This is a genomic window from Pseudoroseomonas ludipueritiae (assembly GCF_014490445.1).
GTDB lineage: Bacteria > Pseudomonadota > Alphaproteobacteria > Acetobacterales > Acetobacteraceae > Pseudoroseomonas > Pseudoroseomonas ludipueritiae.
In genome coordinates this window covers 1-16,535 of the sequence record NZ_JACTUZ010000001.1, presented here as the reverse complement: position 1 = coordinate 16,535, position 16,535 = coordinate 1, and the positions used below count along the sequence as shown (strand labels likewise).

General features: G+C 68.9%; 16 protein-coding genes and 2 tRNA genes. 5 read left to right on the top strand and 13 right to left on the bottom strand.

Annotated features, from left to right (window positions below; translation table 11 throughout):
• Positions 1 to 40: 40 nt before the first annotated feature.
• Positions 41 to 2,689 (top strand): bifunctional acetate--CoA ligase family protein/GNAT family N-acetyltransferase, encoded by a 2,649-nt coding sequence (locus tag IBL25_RS00090; RefSeq protein WP_187776511.1) that lies wholly within the window; start codon positions 41 to 43, stop codon positions 2,687 to 2,689.
• On the opposite strand, the gene IBL25_RS00085 is transcribed toward IBL25_RS00090, so the two are convergent.
• Both IBL25_RS00085 and otnI read right to left on the bottom strand, forming a co-directional pair.
• Positions 2,686 to 3,558 carry a helix-turn-helix domain-containing protein gene (locus tag IBL25_RS00085; RefSeq protein ID WP_187776510.1) on the bottom strand — a complete coding sequence of 291 codons (873 nt, stop codon included), beginning with the start codon at positions 3,556 to 3,558 and terminating at the stop codon, positions 2,686 to 2,688. The genes IBL25_RS00090 and IBL25_RS00085 overlap by 4 nt on opposite strands.
• Before the next feature lie 180 nt (positions 3,559 to 3,738).
• Complete coding sequence (gene otnI, locus IBL25_RS00080) at positions 3,739 to 4,518, bottom strand: 2-oxo-tetronate isomerase (protein ID WP_187776509.1); 780 nt, start codon at positions 4,516 to 4,518, stop codon at positions 3,739 to 3,741.
• Positions 4,519 to 4,639: 121 nt separating this feature from the next.
• On the opposite strand from otnI, the gene IBL25_RS00075 reads away from it, so the two are divergent.
• Positions 4,640 to 5,716: an AI-2E family transporter gene (locus IBL25_RS00075; RefSeq protein WP_187776508.1), complete on the top strand. Its 1,077-nt coding sequence runs from the start codon at positions 4,640 to 4,642 to the stop codon at positions 5,714 to 5,716.
• Here the strand turns inward: IBL25_RS00075 and IBL25_RS00070 are convergent.
• Positions 5,713 to 7,494, bottom strand: coding sequence for a gamma-glutamyltransferase family protein (locus IBL25_RS00070; protein WP_187776507.1), 1,782 nt, complete (start codon positions 7,492 to 7,494; stop codon positions 5,713 to 5,715). The two genes, IBL25_RS00075 and IBL25_RS00070, sit on opposite strands and share 4 nt — an antisense overlap.
• Positions 7,495 to 7,607: 113 nt before the next feature.
• Between IBL25_RS00070 and phnN the strand changes: the two genes are divergently transcribed.
• Positions 7,608 to 8,186, top strand: a complete 579-nt coding sequence (gene phnN, locus IBL25_RS00065) for a phosphonate metabolism protein/1,5-bisphosphokinase (PRPP-forming) PhnN (RefSeq protein ID WP_238940108.1) — start codon at positions 7,608 to 7,610, stop codon at positions 8,184 to 8,186.
• Here the strand turns inward: phnN and IBL25_RS00060 are convergent.
• From IBL25_RS00060 to phnG, 8 genes are read right to left on the bottom strand one after another with little or no spacing between them, the layout of a single operon-like run.
• Positions 8,155 to 8,832, bottom strand: a complete 678-nt coding sequence (locus IBL25_RS00060; RefSeq protein WP_239418536.1) for a DUF1045 domain-containing protein — start codon at positions 8,830 to 8,832, stop codon at positions 8,155 to 8,157. The two genes, phnN and IBL25_RS00060, sit on opposite strands and share 32 nt — an antisense overlap.
• The gene (locus tag IBL25_RS00055) at positions 8,829 to 9,965 is read right to left on the bottom strand and encodes an alpha-D-ribose 1-methylphosphonate 5-triphosphate diphosphatase (RefSeq protein WP_187776505.1); all 1,137 of its coding nucleotides are present in this window, start codon (positions 9,963 to 9,965) and stop codon (positions 8,829 to 8,831) included. Before IBL25_RS00055 ends, IBL25_RS00060 begins: the two co-directional genes overlap by 4 nt.
• Entirely contained in the window at positions 9,962 to 10,660 is a 699-nt protein-coding gene (gene phnL / locus IBL25_RS00050) for a phosphonate C-P lyase system protein PhnL (protein ID WP_187776504.1), read from the bottom strand. The genes IBL25_RS00055 and phnL overlap by 4 nt, the downstream gene beginning before the upstream one ends.
• Positions 10,657 to 11,430, bottom strand: a complete 774-nt coding sequence (gene phnK, locus IBL25_RS00045; RefSeq protein WP_187776503.1) for a phosphonate C-P lyase system protein PhnK — start codon at positions 11,428 to 11,430, stop codon at positions 10,657 to 10,659. The genes phnL and phnK overlap by 4 nt, the downstream gene beginning before the upstream one ends.
• Positions 11,427 to 12,284 carry an alpha-D-ribose 1-methylphosphonate 5-phosphate C-P-lyase PhnJ gene (locus IBL25_RS00040; protein ID WP_187776502.1) on the bottom strand — a complete coding sequence of 286 codons (858 nt, stop codon included), beginning with the start codon at positions 12,282 to 12,284 and terminating at the stop codon, positions 11,427 to 11,429. Before IBL25_RS00040 ends, phnK begins: the two co-directional genes overlap by 4 nt.
• Positions 12,281 to 13,366, bottom strand: a complete 1,086-nt coding sequence (locus IBL25_RS00035; RefSeq protein WP_187776501.1) for a carbon-phosphorus lyase complex subunit PhnI — start codon at positions 13,364 to 13,366, stop codon at positions 12,281 to 12,283. The genes IBL25_RS00040 and IBL25_RS00035 overlap by 4 nt, the downstream gene beginning before the upstream one ends.
• Before the next feature lie 4 nt (positions 13,367 to 13,370).
• The gene (gene phnH, locus IBL25_RS00030; RefSeq protein WP_187776500.1) at positions 13,371 to 13,934 is read right to left on the bottom strand and encodes a phosphonate C-P lyase system protein PhnH; all 564 of its coding nucleotides are present in this window, start codon (positions 13,932 to 13,934) and stop codon (positions 13,371 to 13,373) included.
• Positions 13,934 to 14,380, bottom strand: coding sequence for a phosphonate C-P lyase system protein PhnG (gene phnG / locus IBL25_RS00025; RefSeq protein WP_255722747.1), 447 nt, complete (start codon positions 14,378 to 14,380; stop codon positions 13,934 to 13,936). Before phnG ends, phnH begins: the two co-directional genes overlap by 1 nt.
• A 104-nt stretch (positions 14,381 to 14,484) precedes the next feature.
• Between phnG and phnF the strand changes: the two genes are divergently transcribed.
• Positions 14,485 to 15,228 carry a phosphonate metabolism transcriptional regulator PhnF gene (gene phnF, locus IBL25_RS00020; RefSeq protein ID WP_187776499.1) on the top strand — a complete coding sequence of 248 codons (744 nt, stop codon included), beginning with the start codon at positions 14,485 to 14,487 and terminating at the stop codon, positions 15,226 to 15,228.
• A gap of 69 nt (positions 15,229 to 15,297) precedes the next feature.
• Here the strand turns inward: phnF and IBL25_RS00015 are convergent.
• Positions 15,298 to 15,373 (bottom strand) — tRNA-Asn (locus IBL25_RS00015).
• Positions 15,374 to 15,466: 93 nt separating this feature from the next.
• Positions 15,467 to 15,540: transfer RNA gene (locus IBL25_RS00010), tRNA-Cys, on the bottom strand.
• A gap of 161 nt (positions 15,541 to 15,701) precedes the next feature.
• Between IBL25_RS00010 and IBL25_RS00005 the strand changes: the two genes are divergently transcribed.
• Positions 15,702 to 16,361 (top strand): protein-L-isoaspartate O-methyltransferase family protein, encoded by a 660-nt coding sequence (locus IBL25_RS00005; RefSeq protein WP_238940107.1) that lies wholly within the window; start codon positions 15,702 to 15,704, stop codon positions 16,359 to 16,361.
• The last annotated feature ends 174 nt before the right edge of the window (positions 16,362 to 16,535 follow it).

Sequence of the window (16,535 nt, the reverse complement as noted above, 5' to 3'; positions counted from 1 at the left end):
GTTGCCGGAACGGGCAGGGCCGCGCCATGCTGATGGCGTCATGACCTTGCCCGTTCCGCTCTCCCGCTCTCCGCACGGTTTTCGCGACACGGCGCTTTTCCGGCCCCGATCCGTGGTGCTGGTGGGTGATGAGACGCTAGGTGAAACCGCGATCCTGGCGCACAACCTGGCTTCCGGCGGCTTCAAGGGCAGCCTCTATGCCGTCGGCTGCCAGCAGGATGGGCTGGCCCCGGCAGCCAGCATCGAGGATCTGCCGGAGCCCCCCGATCTGGCCGTGTTGTGCCTGCCGCCTGAGGCGCAGGCCCGGGCGATGGAAAGTCTCGCCGCTCGTGGTTGCTTTGCCGCGGTGGTGCCGGTGGCTTCGCCCGATCTGGCAGCGCTGAGTGCATGGACGGGCGTGCGGGCTTTTGGTTCCCATAGCTTCGGCCTGTGCCTGCCGGCGCTCGGGCTGAATGCCAGCCTCTCACATATTACGCCTCGCCCGGGGCGGTTGGCCTTGCTCTGCCAGTCCTCCGCCACCGCGCGTGCCGTGATAGATTGGGCCGCCGGGGAGGAACTTGGCTTCAGCCACATCCTTGGCATCGGCACCAACCAGGGCGTGGGTTTCGCCATGGCGCTGGACTGGCTGGCACGCGACGCCATGGCGGGCGCGGTGTTGCTGGATATCCGGCGCATCAAGAACCGCCGGATGTTTATCTCCGCCGCCCGCGCCACGGCGCGCACCCGCCCCGTGGTGGCCCTGAGGCCCGGCGGCCGGCAGAACGATGCTTCCGGCACGGCGGATGCGGTGATGGAGGCGGCATTGCGCCGCGCTGGCGTGCTGCGCGTCAATGGCTTCGAGGACCTGTTGGCCGCCGCCGAGACCCTGGCCAGGGTGAGGCCAGCCCGCCGCACCGGGCCGGATGCCATGGCGGGAGACCGCATCGCCATCGTCTCCAACGGCCAGGGGCCCGCGCAGCTCGCGGCCGATGCGGTGGTGGCCAGCGGCGCCCGGCTGGCCTGCTGGGGTGAGGCAGCCGGCAGGACCATGGCCCTGGTGCTGCCGGACGCCTCGGCGGCCAATCCCCTCCTGTTGCCGCGCGGGCAGGCGCATCGCCTCGCCGAAGCCGCTGCCCTGCTGGCGGCTTTGCCGGAGGTGGATGCCGTGGTGGCGGTGCACTCCCCGTCTGCCGGTGAGGACGAGGTGGTCGCGGCCGGCAACATGGCCGCTGCCGCCAAAGCGACCCGTGGCGCACCGGTCCTCGCGGGTTGGCTGGGACATGCCAGTGCCGAGCCCGCAAGGCGGCGCTTGGCGCAGGCTGGCATTGCCGTCTTCGCCTCGCCGGAAGCGGCGGTACGCGGAGCGCTGCATCTGGCGGTGGACCGCCGCAACCGCGCCGCCGCAGCCGAACTGCCGCCACGGGACGTGCTGCATCTGACGCCTGACCGGGCCGCCGTCCGGCGCATTCTGGATGGCGTACGCGCGGAAGGCCGCCTTTCGCTGACGGAGCAGGAGGCTTTGTCGATCCTGGCCGCCTATGGCCAGCCTGTGGTGCCCGGAGAAATCGCGGCCGACCCCGACGCCGCCGCTGCTGCGGCACAGCGCTTGGGCTTTCCGGTGGTGGTGAAGCTTTCCAGCCCCGACCTGCCGCGCAAGACGGAGATCGGCGGCGTCATGCTCAACCTGCCGGATGCCGCTGCCGTCGCACAAGCGGCCGCCACGATGCTGGAGCAGGCACGGCGTGACCATCCCGGCCTGCGCCTGCAAGGGGTTCTGGTGCAGCGGATGCTCGGCCTCGGCACGCCCAAGGCCCATGAATTGCGGATTCGCCTGGGGGACGACCCGATGTTCGGCCCCTGGATCGGCTTCGGGCGCGGCGGCACCGCGTCGGATTTCGAGCCGGACGTCGCCTTTGACCTCCCGCCGCTGAACCGGGCGCTGGCGCTGGCGCAGATCCGCCGCACGCGCGGTGCCCGGTTGCTATCCGGCTTCCGCGATCTCGCTGCCGTCGATCTGGAACGGGTGGTGGATACGCTGGTTCGCGTCTCGCAGATCGCGGTCGACTTCCCCGAGGTTGAAGACCTGATCATAAACCCGCTGCTGGCCCGACGGCAGGAGGCCGTGGTGCTGGATGCCTCGCTCCGCCTGCGCCCGCCGGGGGAGGCGGGCTTCCTGGCTGTTCCCCCCTATCCGGCACAGTTGACGCATGAATGGACAGCACGCGACGGCCGCAAGCTCATGGTGCGTCCCATCCGCCCCGAGGATGCCGAAGCGCATGCCGAGGCCTTTCGGCAACTGACCCCTGAAGACGTGCGCTGGCGCTTCTTCACGCAGATCCGGGCGCTGCCGCCCGAGCAGATCGTGCGCATGACGCAGATCGACTACGACCGGGAAATGGCCTTCGTGGCGGTGGAGCAGCGCCAGGATGGACCGGACCGCACCGTTGGCAGTGCGCGGCTGATCCGCGAGCCGGGTAGCGATACCGGGGAATTCGCTGTTGTCACCTTGCCCGATTGGAAGGGGCAGGGGCTTGCGCGCCACCTGATGGAGCAGTTGCTGGCCTGGGCCCGTGCCCAGGGCCTGCATACCGTGGCAGGGCAGGTCCTGGCCGATAACCGGCCGATGATCGGCTTCGTGAAGGCGCTGGGCTTCACCCTGCGCCGCGTGCCCGGCGATGATGAAGTGATGGAAGCGCGGATCGAGCTTTAGCGCGCCGTCTCCCGGATCAGGTCGCGCACGCGGCCGGCGGCGGCGGCGCCTTTCAGCGCATCGCGCCAGGCGGCTTCGGCGACCCGCTGGTGGGCGCTTACCGCCTCATCCGCCGCCGTGATGCTGCCGACGCCGATGCCGGCGCCCGGCGTCATCTCCGGCGCGAAGGGGCTGAGGCAGACATGCGCGCGCTCCCGCCCACGCAGGACCAGGAAGTTGCCGGCAGGTTCCGAGGCCAGCAGGCCCAACTGCAGTCCGATCGGCACGGTTTCCATCTGCGCGGCGATGCTCTCGGCCTCGGTGCGGGCGGCAAGGCGGCAACGGGTGCGGGTACGCTCGGAAAGGCCGGCGCCAGCAGCCACCCCTTCCATCAGCATGCGCCGCAAGGCGGTCTCGGACAGCATGGCGATGATATTGGCCCGCCGTGCCTGGTGCAGCTTCTTGCGCGCGGCGAGGAGCCCCATGGCCTGGTCGGCGGCGGCGCGCGCGGCGATACGCTCCTGCGCCTGATCGGCAGCCTCGGCCCAGGCCTCTGCCAGGGCGCCGTCGAAGGCTTCCGTGGTGGTCTGGTAGCAGACGGCGCCACCGACCTGCAGGATCTGGTCGGCCTGCTCCTCGACCTGCCGCAGCCGTTCCTGGAAGGCGAGGGGGCGGGAGAAATACTCCACGCCAATGCCCAGCAAGGACAGCGGCGAGATCTTCAGAAGTTCAGCGAGGCGCCGGATCGTGTCCAGCTTGATGACCTCGCCCTTCTCATACCGGTAGAGGGCGGCGCGGGAGACGCCGAGGCGGGCGGCGATTTCCTCCGCCCGCATGCCGGACTCGAGACGGTAGGCCCGCAACTGCTGACCGATATCTGCGAACCGCATGACTACCTCTCGAAGCTAAAAGCCCGGGTAAAAGAAAGCGCCACAGGAGAAGCGTCTCGCGTGGTGCTCACCGGATGGGAAAATGCGCTTCCCTTTGGGAGAAGGCAACACCAATAGTGGTGTTCAAGCTGGCTGCGGAAAGCCAAGGCGCAGTTTCAGTATCGCGGTGCTGCTCCGCCCTCAGGCGCGGTAAGGTGCGAACCAGCCGAGGCCAGCGACGGTCTCCCCCATTGGGCGGTACTCGCATCCGATCCAGCCACGGTATCCGAGCGCGTCAATCCGCTCGAAGACGAAAGGCCAGTTTACCTCTCCGGTGCCAGGTTCGTTACGGCCGGGAACATCGGCCACCTGCATGTGCGCGATGATCGGCAGGTGCTTTTCCACCCGCTTGACGATGTCGCCCTCCGTCACCTGGCAATGGTAAAGGTCGAACTGCAGCCCCAGCCGTTCCGGCCCCACCGCCGCGATGATGGCCGCACCCTGCTCCATGGTATTGAGGAACATGCCGGGGATGTCCCGGTGGTTGATCGGCTCGATCAACGGCTTCACGCCGAACTTGGCGGCTTCCTCGGCTGCCCAGGCCAGGTTGGCGGTATAGACGCCGGTCAGCGTATCCCGCGCCACGCCAGCGGGGGCAATGCCGGCCATCAGGTGCAGGCGGGGGCAGGAGAGGGCGGCGGCATAATCCAGCGCCTGCCGCACCCCGTCGCGGAACTCCTGCTGCCGCCCGGGCAGGCAGGCGGTGCCACGTTCGCCCTTGCTCGAATCGCCCGGGGGCGCATTGAACAGGACCTGAGCCAGGTCGTTGTCGGCGAGGCGCTTGGCGATCTCCGCGGCCGGGAAATCATAGGGAAACATGAACTCGACCGCGCTGAAGCCGGCCGCGCGGGCGGCGGCGAAGCGGTCCAGGAAGGGGAGTTCCCCGAACATCATGGACAGGTTGGCGGCAAAGCGCGGCATGGACGGTTTCCTCATTCTGGCTGGCGGCGGCGGCCGCATTGCTGCCGCAGGCTAGAGACCCCGCACGGAAGAGCAAGGGCAGTGCTGGCGGAGCGGGGGCTGCTCAGGCCATCATGCCGTCATGAGCCTGACCTCCCCTCCGGACGACCACTCGCTCCGCCCCGCGCGGCTGCTCGGCCTTGCCGCACTGGCCGCGCTGATGGTCGGCTGCCTGCTGGTGCTGCGTCCCTTCATCTCCGCGCTGCTCTGGGCGGCCATCCTGTCCTATTGCACCTGGCCCCTGTGCCGCATGCTGCGGGAGAAACTGGGGCTTTCACCCACCCTGGCGGCGCTGGTGATGGTGGTGGCGGAGATGCTCCTGATCGGCCTGCCGCTGCTCTTCGCCACCCCGCTCAAGGCAGAAGATATCGAGGGCCTGCGGCATTCTGTGGAAGGCTTTGTCGCTGGCGGCCTGCCGGGCATCGGTGACAAGCTGGGCTATATCCCGCTGATTGGCGGTTTCCTGCAGGAACGTTGGGCGGCGCTGCAACTGGATTTCTCGCCGCTGACGAACATGCTGCGGCCCTATGCCGGGATGATCGCGCAGAACCTGCTGGGCTTCTTGCTCGCGGTTCTGTCCGGACTGGCGGAACTGGTGATCGCGATCCTGCTTTCTTTCTTCTTCTATCGGGACGGGCCGCGCATGGCGCGGGTGCTGGAGGCGCTGGTCAGCCGCATCGCCGGCCCGCAGGCGCGGCGGCTGGTACAACTGACGGCGGCGGTCACCGTGGGCGTCGTCTATGGCTTGCTGGGCACCGCCGTGGCGCAGGGGACGCTGACGGCCTTGGGCCTCTGGGTCGCTGGCGTGCCGCAGCCCGTGCTTTTCGGCGTGGCGGCGGGCCTCGTTTCCATTCTGCCGGTGGGCGCGCCGGTTGTCTGGCTGCCGGCGGCCATCTGGCTGCTGTTCCAGGGTTCCACCTTCTGGGGCATCGCGTTGCTCATCTATGGCGCGACGGTCATCAGCAGCGTGGATAATTTCATCCGGCCCTGGCTGATCAGCCGCGGCGCCGACCTGCCGCTGCTGCTGACCATCCTGGGGGCCCTCGGTGGCGTTTTCGCCTTCGGTTTCCTGGGGTTGTTTCTCGGGCCGGTGCTGCTGGCGGTCGGCTTCACCCTCCTCCGCGACTGGGCGGAGGAGGAGCCGACCGTGCTGCGTTAGCGGCCGACTGCGTAGCCCTGCATCCCACGCGGGTTCGCGCCCGCGAAGATCTGGCCGTCCGGCTCCTGCCGCACGGCCGAGAGGCGGCCTTCCGACCAGTCGCCGCCCAGCTCAGCCTTGTGGCCCCGCGCGAGCATGGCATCGAGCACCGCCTGCCCGAGGCGGCCTTCCAGCACCGCCTTGCCCGGCCGCGCCATGCGGGGCCAGAAGGAGGAAGGCCAGTGTTCGCTGTGGAAGGCGGGGGCATCGATCGCCTGCTGGATGTTCAGCCCGTGGTCCAGCATGCGGGCGACCATGATCGGCTGCCACTGGTCCTGCTGCTCCCCGCCCGGGGTGCCGAAGGCCATCCAGGGCCTGCCATCGCGCAGGGCCATGCCCGGGGAGAGGGTGGTGCGGGGCCGCTTGCCCGGCTTCAGGCCGTTAGGCAGCGATTCGTCCAGCCAGAACATCTGCCCTCGGGTGCCCAGGGCGAAGCCGAGTTCCGGAATGGCGGGCGAGGATTGCAGCCAGCCGCCCGAGGGCGTGGCCGAGACCATGTTGCCCCAGCAGTCGATGACATCGACATGGCAGGTGTCGGCGCCGGAGACACCGAGGCGGGAGACCGTCGGCTCACCAGCGCCGGCGGCACCGAGCATGGACAGGCGCTTCTCCGCCTCATGGTCCACCCAGGGGGTATGCCCGTTCACGCTGCCGGGGCGCAGTTCCATGGAGGCCTGCGGGCCTACCAGCTTGCGCCGCTCAATGTTGTAGGGCTCAGAGAGCAGCGTCTCCATCGGCACGTCCACGAAGTCCGGGTCGCCATAGAAGGCCTCGCGGTCGGCGAAGCCAAGCTTCATCGCCTCGATGACGGTGTGGACGAATTCGTCGCCCATCGGGTCCATGGCGGCGAGGTCGAAGCCGGCCAGCACCGCCATGGTCTGCAGCATCGCCGGGCCCTGGCTCCAGGGGCCGCACTTCAGCAGGGTGGTGCCGCGATAGTCATAGCTCAGCGGCGCCTCCACCGGCGCGCGCCAGCGGGCCATGTCATCGCCCGTCAGCACGCCGCGATGGCGGCGGCCGGAGGCGTCCAGCACTTCGTTCTCCCGGCAGAAGCGGTCGATGGCCTCGGCCACGAAGCCTTCGTACCAGGCGCGCCGGGCGGCATCGATCTGCGCCACGCGGTCGGAGCCCGCGGCGGCCGCTTCCTTCAGCACGCGGGTATAGGTGGCACCCAGGGTCGGGTTGGCCCAGAGGGTACCCGGCTTCGGCCCGCCATCCCGCAGCCAGAGGGCAGCGGAGGTCTTCCACTCATCCTCGAACAGCGGCTTCACGGTCTGGATGGTGGCGCAGATGCGCGGCACATAGTGGATGCCGCGTTCCGCGTAGCCGATGGCGAAGGAGAGCACGTCGGCCAGCGTCCAGGTGCCCCAGTCGCGCAGCATGGTGGCCCAGGCATCGAAGGCGCCGGGTACCATGGCGGCGAGCAAGCCGGTGCCCGGGATCAGGTCCAGCCCCAGCTCGCCTTTCACCTTGGCCACGCTCAGCCCGGCCGGCGCCACGCCCTGGCCGCAGATGACCTTCTGCGTGCCGGTCTTGGCATCGTGGATGATGATGGGGCAATCGCCCAGCGGCCCGTTCAGATGTGGCTCGGCGACCTGCAGCGTGAAGCCGGCGGCGGCGGCGGCGTCGAAGGCATTGCCGCCGCGCTCCAGCACCGCCATGCCGACCTGGCTGGCGATCCAGTGCGTGCTGCCAACGGCGCCAAAAGTGGCGGCGATCTCAGGGCGAGTTGTGAACATTTGGTTGCTCCAGAGGTGGGGCCGCCAAAAACGCACCCCGGCTGCTTGCGTCATTCCCTCTGCGCGCGGAAAAGCGGCAGGTCAATCGAGGGATGGTGATGTCAGGCTGGTTGATGACTGTGGTGGGCCCCTCCGGGGCTGGCAAGGACACGCTCCTTGGGGCTGCCCGGATTGCGCTCTCCCGGGACGCTCGCTTCGTCTTCGCCCGCCGCGCCATTACCCGCCCGGCGGAAACCTCGCAGCACGCCGGTGCCGAGGACCATATCCCGATGAGCGAGGCGGAGTTCATCGCGGCGCGCGACCGTGGCGCCTTCGCGCTGCATTGGCAGGCGCATGGCCTCAACTACGGCATCCCTCGCGAGATCGAAACGGAACTGGCGGCTGGACGCGTGGTGATCGCGAATCTGTCGCGGGCGGTGCTGGCGGAAGCGAATGCTCACTACCGCCTGCGGGTCATCGAGGTGACGGCGCCTCCAGCCGTTCTGGCCGCCCGCCTGGCGCGGCGTGGCCGCGAAACAGCCGAGGAAATCGCCGAGCGCCTGTCGCGCCGCGCGCCCCTGCCGCCTGGGCTGGAGGTGGTGCGGGTGGTGAATGATTCGACGGCCGAGGCCGGCGCGGCCCGCCTGCTGCGGGCGCTGTGCGACGGCCTCGAAACCTCCCTCAGCCGCCCAGGGGCAGCCGCTCCGCGATAAGGAAGGGTGCGCCGGACGTGACCTGCGTGAAGAGGCAGAGTTCCCGCACCACCCGGGGCCGCGCCGCAACCTCACCCACGGCACGCTGCGCCGCCGGCATGACCACCGCCTTTTCCTCCGCCGACAGCCGCCGCGACAGCGTCAGGTGGAACTGCCATTCCGCGAAGACATAGGGATAACCCCAGCGGGACAGCATTGTGCGCTGCGCCTCGCTCAGGCGCTCCGGGCGGCGGCGCGCCACCTCGGCCTCGGTCGGCGGGGCGCGGTGCGGGTCCAGGGCGGTGACGCAGGCATCGGCGAGAGCCTGCAAGGCGGGGCAGGGCGTGCTTTCCCGCAAAGCCAGAAAGCCACCCAGGTCCATCACCGCCAAAGGCGGCAATTCGAAAGGCGCCGTCCGTGCCGCCAGCGCCACCGCCTCCGCGCGCGCGGCATCGTAGGACGTGGCGAGGCGGAAGGGCGGCTTCAGGGTGGCATGGAAGCCGTAGTTGCGTGCATCGGCCGTGATCTCGGCGATATCCAGGCCAGGCAGGGGGTCCTGCGGGAAGGTGGCGCCCGTTTCCGCGTCGCGGCCCAGCCAGCGGGACGCTGCCGTGTGCAACGGGTCGGTGACCTCCGGTGCCCAGTAGAGGGCCAGGCGTGCCGTCACGCGATGCGTTCCCCGGCCCGCCAGACGCTCCGCACCACCGGCATGTCGCCCAGCGGCCGGATGCGCACGAGGTCGGCGCGGCGCCCGGCTTCGATGCGGCCGCGGTCCTCCATCTTCAGCATGCGCGCGGGGGCATCGGTGATGGTGGCAACAGCCTGGGGCAAGGAGATGCCAGTCTCGGCCGCCGCGCGCCAGACGGCCTCGATCATGGCCGGCGGCACGTAGTCACTGGCGAAGACATCGACCAGCCCGCCGCGCACGAGGTCGGAGGCCGCGACATTGCCGGAATGGCTGCCGCCGCGCACCAGGTTCGGCGCGCCGGCGATGATCTGCATGCCATGCCGCCGGGCGGCTTCCGCCGCCACCATCGAGACCGGGAATTCCGAGATCATGATGCCGTCGGCTTCGTTCTGCGCGATCTCGTCTTCCAGCCAGTCGTCGTGGCTTGCCAGCGGCAGGTCGCGGCCCGCGAAACGCTCCAGCAACGCGCGACGCTGCGGGCCCAGCAGGCGCTCGCGCTGCGCCAGAAGGTGATCGATGCGGCGTTCCACCTCCTCGATCGGCAGGCTCTTGGCGCGCATGGCGCGGTAGCGCTCGACATCCGCGTACTGGCCGACGCCCGGGGAATGGTCCATCAGGCTGACCATGCGCACGGCGGGGTGGTCGGCCACCGTGTCCAGCAACGGCATCAGGTCGGCGGCGGGCAACTCGCAGCGCAGGTGCAGGAAATGCTCGCTCTTCAGCAGCCCGGTAGGCGTCAGGGCATCGAGATCCTTCACGCCGTCCAGGAAGGTGTCCGTCCGCTGGGCATCGAAGCCGAGATCGCCCAGGCACAGCGCGTCCAGCACCGTGGTCACGCCCGCCGCCGCCGTCTGCGCATCATGCGCCATGAAGGCGGAGCGGGAGGGCCAGCGTGCTGTGGCGCGGGGCTGCACCTGGCGTTCCAGGTTGTCTGTATGCACATCGATGACGCCGGGCATCAGGTGGTCGCCATCCATGTCGATGGCACCGGGCGCATGGCTGCGGCCGGGCTGCACCTCGGCGATGCGCCCCTCCCGCACCACCAAGGTGCCGGGCAGAACCTCTTCGGGGAGGACCAGCAGGGCGTTGGTCAGAATGGTCTCGGTGGTCATGCGGCGTCCTGGATGGGCAAAACTTCGAAGAGACGGTCGGCCACGCGGTCCCGCACTTCCACGTCATGGAAGATGCCGATGATCGCGGTGCCGGCGGCCTTGGCCTCGGCGATCAACGCGATCACCACCTCGCGGTTGGCGGCGTCGAGGCTCGCGGTGGGCTCGTCCAGCAGCAGGATGGGGTAGCCGGGGGCGAAGCCACGGGCAAGGTTCACCCGCTGCTGCTCGCCGCCCGAGAAGGTGGCGGGCGGCAGGTGGTGCAGGCGGGGCGGCAGGTTGAGCTGCAGCAGCAGCGCCTCGGCCCGCGCCCGCGCGGCCTCGGGTGTGGCGCCGCGGGCGATCAGCGGCTCCGCCACGATATCCAGGGCGCCTACGCGGGGAATGACGCGCAGGAACTGCGAGACATAGCCCAGTGTCTGGCGGCGGATATCGCGCATCGCGCGGGCATCGGCGCTGGTCAGCTCCACCGCCGCGCCTTCGTGCATCAGGTGGATGCGGCCGGCCTCGGCGCCGTAATTGCCGTAAAGACAGCGCATCAGCGTTGATTTACCGGCGCCGGAGGGGCCGGAGAGTGCCACGCATTCACCTGGGGCGACGGTGAAATCGACGTGCTCCAGCACGGGGATGCGGGTGCCGCCTTGAAGGTGCAACTGGAAGCTCTTGCCCAGACCTTCAGTCCAAAGAGAGGCTGTCATGCCGCCAGCACCGAGGAAACGAGGAGTTGTGTGTAAGGGTGCTGCGGGTCGTCCAGCACCCTATCGGTCAGCCCGTGCTCCACCACCTGGCCGCGCCGCATGACCATGATGCGATGCGCCAGCAGGCGGGCAGCGGCGATATCATGCGTCACCAGCAGCACCGCGATGCCGAGATCCGCCACCAGCGCACGGATCAGGTCCAGCAGCCGCGCCTGCACGGAAACGTCCAGGCCGCCGGTCGGCTCATCCATGAAGACCAGGCGCGGGCGCGTCACCAGCGTGCGGGCGATCTGCAACCGCTGCTGCATGCCGCCGGAGAAGGTGCGGGGCAGGTGATCGATGCGCGCGGGGTCGATCTCCACCCGCCGCAGCCATTCCGCCGCCTCATCCCTGATATTGCCGTAGTGGCGGGCGCCGATAGCCATCAGCCGCTCCCCCACATTGCCGCCGGCGGAGACGCCCATGCGCAGCCCGTCCCGCGCATGCTGATGCACAAAGCCCCAGTCCGTGCGCATCAGCCGCCGCAGGGCAGCCTCGCCCATGTCATGCACCGGGTGCGGCGTGCCGTCGGGGGCGCGGTAGGTCACCTGCCCGGCGTCGGGGCGCATCTGCCCGGCCAACACCCGCAGCAGCGTGGACTTGCCGGAGCCGGATTCGCCGACGATGGCAACAACCTCGCCCGGGTGGATATCGATGGCCACGTCATCCAGCGCCGCCACGGCGCCAAAGCGAAGGTGGAGCCCTTCGGCCTCCAGCAGGGGCGCGCTCATGCCGCGGCACCTTTCTCTTGTTCGGCCTGGCGGGTCTCGCAGTAATCGGTGTCGGAGCAGACGAACATCCGCCCGCCACGGTCATCCGTCACCACCTCGTCCAGGTAGCTGCTGCCGGAACCGCAAAGCGCGCAATGCGCCTTGGCACGATGGGGCCGGAAGGGGTGGTCCTCGAAGTCGAGGCTGCGCACATCGGTATAGGGTGGCACGGCATAGATGCGCTTCTCGCGCCCCGCGCCGAAGAGTTGAAGCGCCGGCATACGGTGCATCTTCGGGTTGTCGAAAGCCGGGATAGGCGAGGGGGACATCAGGTAGCGCCCCTCCACCATCACCGGATAGCTGTAGGAGGTCGCGATATGGCCGTGCTTCGCGATATCTTCGTAGAGCTTCACATGCATCAGCCCGTAATCGGCCAGGGCATGCATGCGCTTCGTCTCGGCCAGCCGGGGCTCCAGGCGGAACAGCGGCTCCGGCATCGGGACCTGGTAGACGATGATCTGCGCCTCGGTCAGCTTGGCCTCGGGGATACGGTGCCGGGTCTGGATCACCGTGGCCTCGGATGTGCGCGTCGTCGTCTCCACACCCGCGACGCGATGGAAGAAGCGGCGGATGGAAACAGCGTTGGTGGTATCGTCCGCGCCCTGGTCGATGACCTTCAGCACATCGCGCGGCCCCAGCACGGCGGCGGTCACCTGGATGCCGCCGGTACCCCAGCCATAGGGCAGCGGCATCTCACGCGCACCGAAGGGCACCTGATGCCCCGGAATGGCCACCGCCTTTAGCAGCGCGCGGCGGATCATCCGCTTCGTATTCTCGTCCAGATAGGCGAAGTTATAGGCCTCGTCGCGGCTCATGGCTCAGCCTTCTCCGGTTCTGTGGCGGTCGCGCGCATCAGGCGCACCACTTCCAGCTCGCTCTGGAAATCCACGTAATGCGGCAGCTTCAGGTGTTCGACGAAGCCTGTCGCCTCGACATTGTCGCTGTGCATCAGCACGAATTCCTCGTCCTGCGCGGGCGCGGTGCGGTCCTCGCCCAGCTCGCCGGCCTGCAGGGCACGGTCCACCAGGGCCATGGACATGGCCTTGCGCTCGCCTTGCCCGAGCACCAGCCCATAGCCACGGGTGAATTGCGGCGGCTCGCTGCGGCTGCCGTGGAACTGGTTCACCATCTGGCATTCGGTGAGGTCGATTTCACCGATCTCGATCTCGAAGCCGAGTTCCGGCGGCGCGAAGCAGACGGTGACGCTGCCGTGCCGGATCTCCCCGACAAAGGGGTGGCTATTGCCGTAGCCGCGTTGGGTGGAATAACCCAGGCCCAGCAGAAAACCCTCGTCGCCCCGTGCCAGGTTCTGCAGCCGGGCCGGCCGTGCCGCGGGAAAGGAGAGCGGCTGGCGCGTCAGGTCCCCCGGCTCAAGGTCCGAGGCCTCGTCGCGCCGCATCAGGTCCTCGCGGGCCAGCAACTCGGTCACGCGCGGGGCTTCCTCGCCATCCGGCTCCACTTCGGGGGCAGGGGCGGGCGATTCTCCGGCGGCGGCGAGAGTGAAGTCCAGCAGGCGGTGCGTGTAGTCGAAGGTGGGCCCAAGAACCTGCCCGCCGGGAAGGTCCTTGTAGGTCGCGGAAACCCGGCGGCGGATGCGCATGGCGCCGGTATCCAGCGGTACCGCATAGCCGAAGCGGGGCAGGGTGGTGCGATAGGCGCGGAGCAGGAAGGCGGCTTCGATCAGGTCGCCACGCGCCTGCTTGATGGCCAGCGCGGCGAGGTCCCGATCGTAGCAGGAGCCTTCCGCCATCACCCGGTCCACCGCCAGGCCGAGCTGCTGCGCCACCTGCGTGACCTCCAGCTCCGGCACGCTCCTGTCGCCGCGGCGGGTCTCGGCCAGCCAGGCATGGGCATTGCCGATCGCGCGCTCGCCGCCTTTGACGGCCACATAGGCCATGGGGTCAGCCCTCCTCGATCCGGATGCCGCGCGGCAGGGCGGCGATGCGCGTGCCAGCGCAGAGGATGATGTCCACGCCGCGCGGGAAGCCAGCCCGCTGCGCGCGCCATCCGGCCAGGAAGCCCGGCGGAAGGCCCTCCACCCGCAGCCGATGTTCCTGGGCGATGCCGGGGCCGGTCAGGCGCCAGCCATGGCCGGATTCCAGCCCGGGGACCTGGAGCACCAGCGTGGCACCGCGCTCCGGCTCCTCGTCGCTGCCCTGTGCGAGGCTGGAGAGCATCGGCGGCTGCCCCACCGCCAGGACAAAGGCGGCTTCGGCGGCACTGGCCACGGGGCAGCCGCAGTGGAAGCGCAGCCAGGCATCGGCCTCGGCGCCGGCATCGTGGTGCAGCGGCGTTTCGGCATCGGCCAGGGTCAGCAGCACGGCGGCCGTGGATGGGTGCAGGGCAGCGGGCGGCGTGAGGGCGCCCTCCAGCACCTGGATGCGGCCGGGCCGGCTCATCGCCTCCAGCACCGCGCGGAAGCAGGATTGGGCATCCTGCACGGGGTCGGTGAATGCGGGGCGCATCAGCGCATATTCGCCATGGTGAAGAATTGCACGCGGGTGGCGGCGGCCTTCCGGGCCTCACGCGCACGATGCTCCGCTTCCTGGGCCGCCAGGGGTTCGATGACGGTGCTCATCAGCGCCGGCCGCAAGGTGGCGTTCTGCAAGGCGGCATCCAGCACCGCCGCCAGTTCGGCCTGTTGGCGGTCCCGGCCGGCGACATAGGCATGGCCAACCGTGCCATCCTCCAGCGTCACAGCGCAGCGCGTCACCGTCATTTCGGAAAGGTTGAAGGCGCCGCCATCGCCGCCCGCGCGGCCGCGCAGCATTACCAAGCCGGTTTCCGGGCCGCGCAGGCGACTATGGGTCGGCAGGGGCGGAGCGTCATGCAGCCGTGCCTGGATGGCATCATGGCTGGAACGTGCAAGCAGGCCCATCCAGTGTCGGCGGGCTTCGATGTCCTCGGACAAGGTCGGCTCCGTGTCCTGTTGAGATGTCTAGACGAGTAGATATCCAACAGGTTAGCGTCAAGGCGAATGTGGCACCCAAAGGGAACCGGCAGGTTGAAGCTTTCATGACACCTCCCCCGCATAACCTGGCCCGTGGAGAGGGCGTCGCCCTGTGGCGGCAGATCGTGCAGGTGCTGGAGCAAGCCATTGCCAGCGGCCAGCATGCCCCCGGCAGCCGGCTGCCCAGCGAAGCGGAACTGGCCACCCTCCATGGCGTCAACCGCCACACCGTGCGCCGAGCTTTGGACGCATTGAGCCTGCGCGGGCTGATCCGCATCGAGCAGGGGCGCGGATCATTCGTTGCGGAAGACGTGGTGGACTATCCCCTCGGACCCCGCACCCGCTTCTCGGAGGTGATTCGGGCCCAGAACCGGGAGCCCGCCGGACGCTTGCTGCGCGTGGCGGAGCAGCCGGCGGACCTCGTCGTGGCTGAGGCACTTCGCCTGCGACCGGGCCGGCCCGTGATGGTGGTTGAACGGCTAGGCTTGGCGGATGGCCGGCCGGTGGTTCTTGGAAAGCACCACTTCGTCCTGCCGCGCTTCGAGGGCATATCGGTGGCCCTGGAGCGGGAAGCCTCTATCACCGGTGCCATGAAGGCTTGCGGTGTCGCCGATTACCGGCGTGTCTCCACCCGGCTGACAGCGCGCCTCCCAACAGCGGAGGAGGCTGACCTGCTGCAGCAGGGGCGTGGTCGGCCCGTGATGGTGGCCGAGGCGCTGAATGCCGACCTTGAAGGCCGGCCGGTCGATTTCACGCTCTCCTGTTATGCGGCAGGGCGGGTGCAGATCGTGATCGAAGAGGGAGGATGAGCTGGCGTAAAAGCCAAGCTAAAGAAAAAACCCCCGGATACCGAAGCATCCAGGGGCTTTTCTTTGTATTGGCTCCCCGAGTTGGACTCGAACCAACGACCTAGCGATTAACAGTCGCGTGCTCTACCAGCTGAGCTATCGGGGATCAGTTTGTGAGGGGCGCTATAGCGGGGCAATTCGTGGCCTGCAAGAGGCTTTTTAAATCGTTCCGCTCTAACGCTTTACTTTAGTCTTAGTTTGGAGGCCTGAGCGGGAATCGAACCCACATTCACGGATTTGCAGTCCGTTGCATCACCATTCTGCCATCAGGCCGTGGGCGCTGTATCGGGTGCCAGAGCCTCAGGGTCAAGGGGGAGATCGGCTTTCTCTGTGGATGGCCTGGGGCCCGGCGCTTGGAAGCCGAGGAGACGGCGCCTATAACCGCCGCCACGCGCGGGGGTGTGATCCGCGCGATGGACGAGGATGAGCGGCCGATGAATTTCGCCGATGCGCGCAAGTGGATGGTGGACGGACAGGTCCGGCCCAACAAAGTAACCGACACCCGCATCATCGAGGCCATGCTGGAGCTGCCGCGTCATCTTTTCGTGCCGCAGCACTGCGTCGCGCGCGCGCATGCCGATGAGGACGTGCCGCTCGGCCATGGCCGCGTGCTGATGCAGCCGATGATGATGGCCCGCCTGGTACAGATGGCCGAGGTGCGGGAAGGAGAGACGGCCCTGGTGCTGGGTGCCGGCTCCGGCTACGGCGCGGCCCTGCTGGCCCGCCTGGGCGCCCGCGTCACGGCGGTTGAGAATGATGCGGCGCTGCTCTCCCTGGCGCGCTCCGCGCTGGCCGATGGTGGGATGCTGGCCCCCGGCTCCGTGCAACTGGTGGAGGCCGCGCCGGCCACTGGTGCCCCCGCCGGGCCCTTCGATGTGATCATGCTGGAAGGCGAGGTGCCGGCCATCCCGGCCGCGATCTCCGACCGCCTGGCCGAAGGTGGGCGGCTGATCGGCGTCTGCCGTGCACCGGGCCGCTCCGGTGCCGCGGTGCTGGGCCGCCGTGCCGGCGGTGCCTTCAGCACCAATGAGGCCTTCGACTGCACCACGGCGCCCTTGCCAGGCTTCGCGCCGGAGCCCGGCTTCGTTTTCTGAAGGCGCTCATGTGATCGCCGGGGCGGTGAGGATGCTGGCCGGATCGGGCAGGCTCGTCTAATCTCCCGCCGCCTGGGCGGAGCCCCGGCTTGGGTTGGGGAGAGTGGCGATGTCGATGTTTCGGATGCTATCGGCGTCGGTGTTGGTGTGTGGGTTGATGTCGGGTGTGGCGCG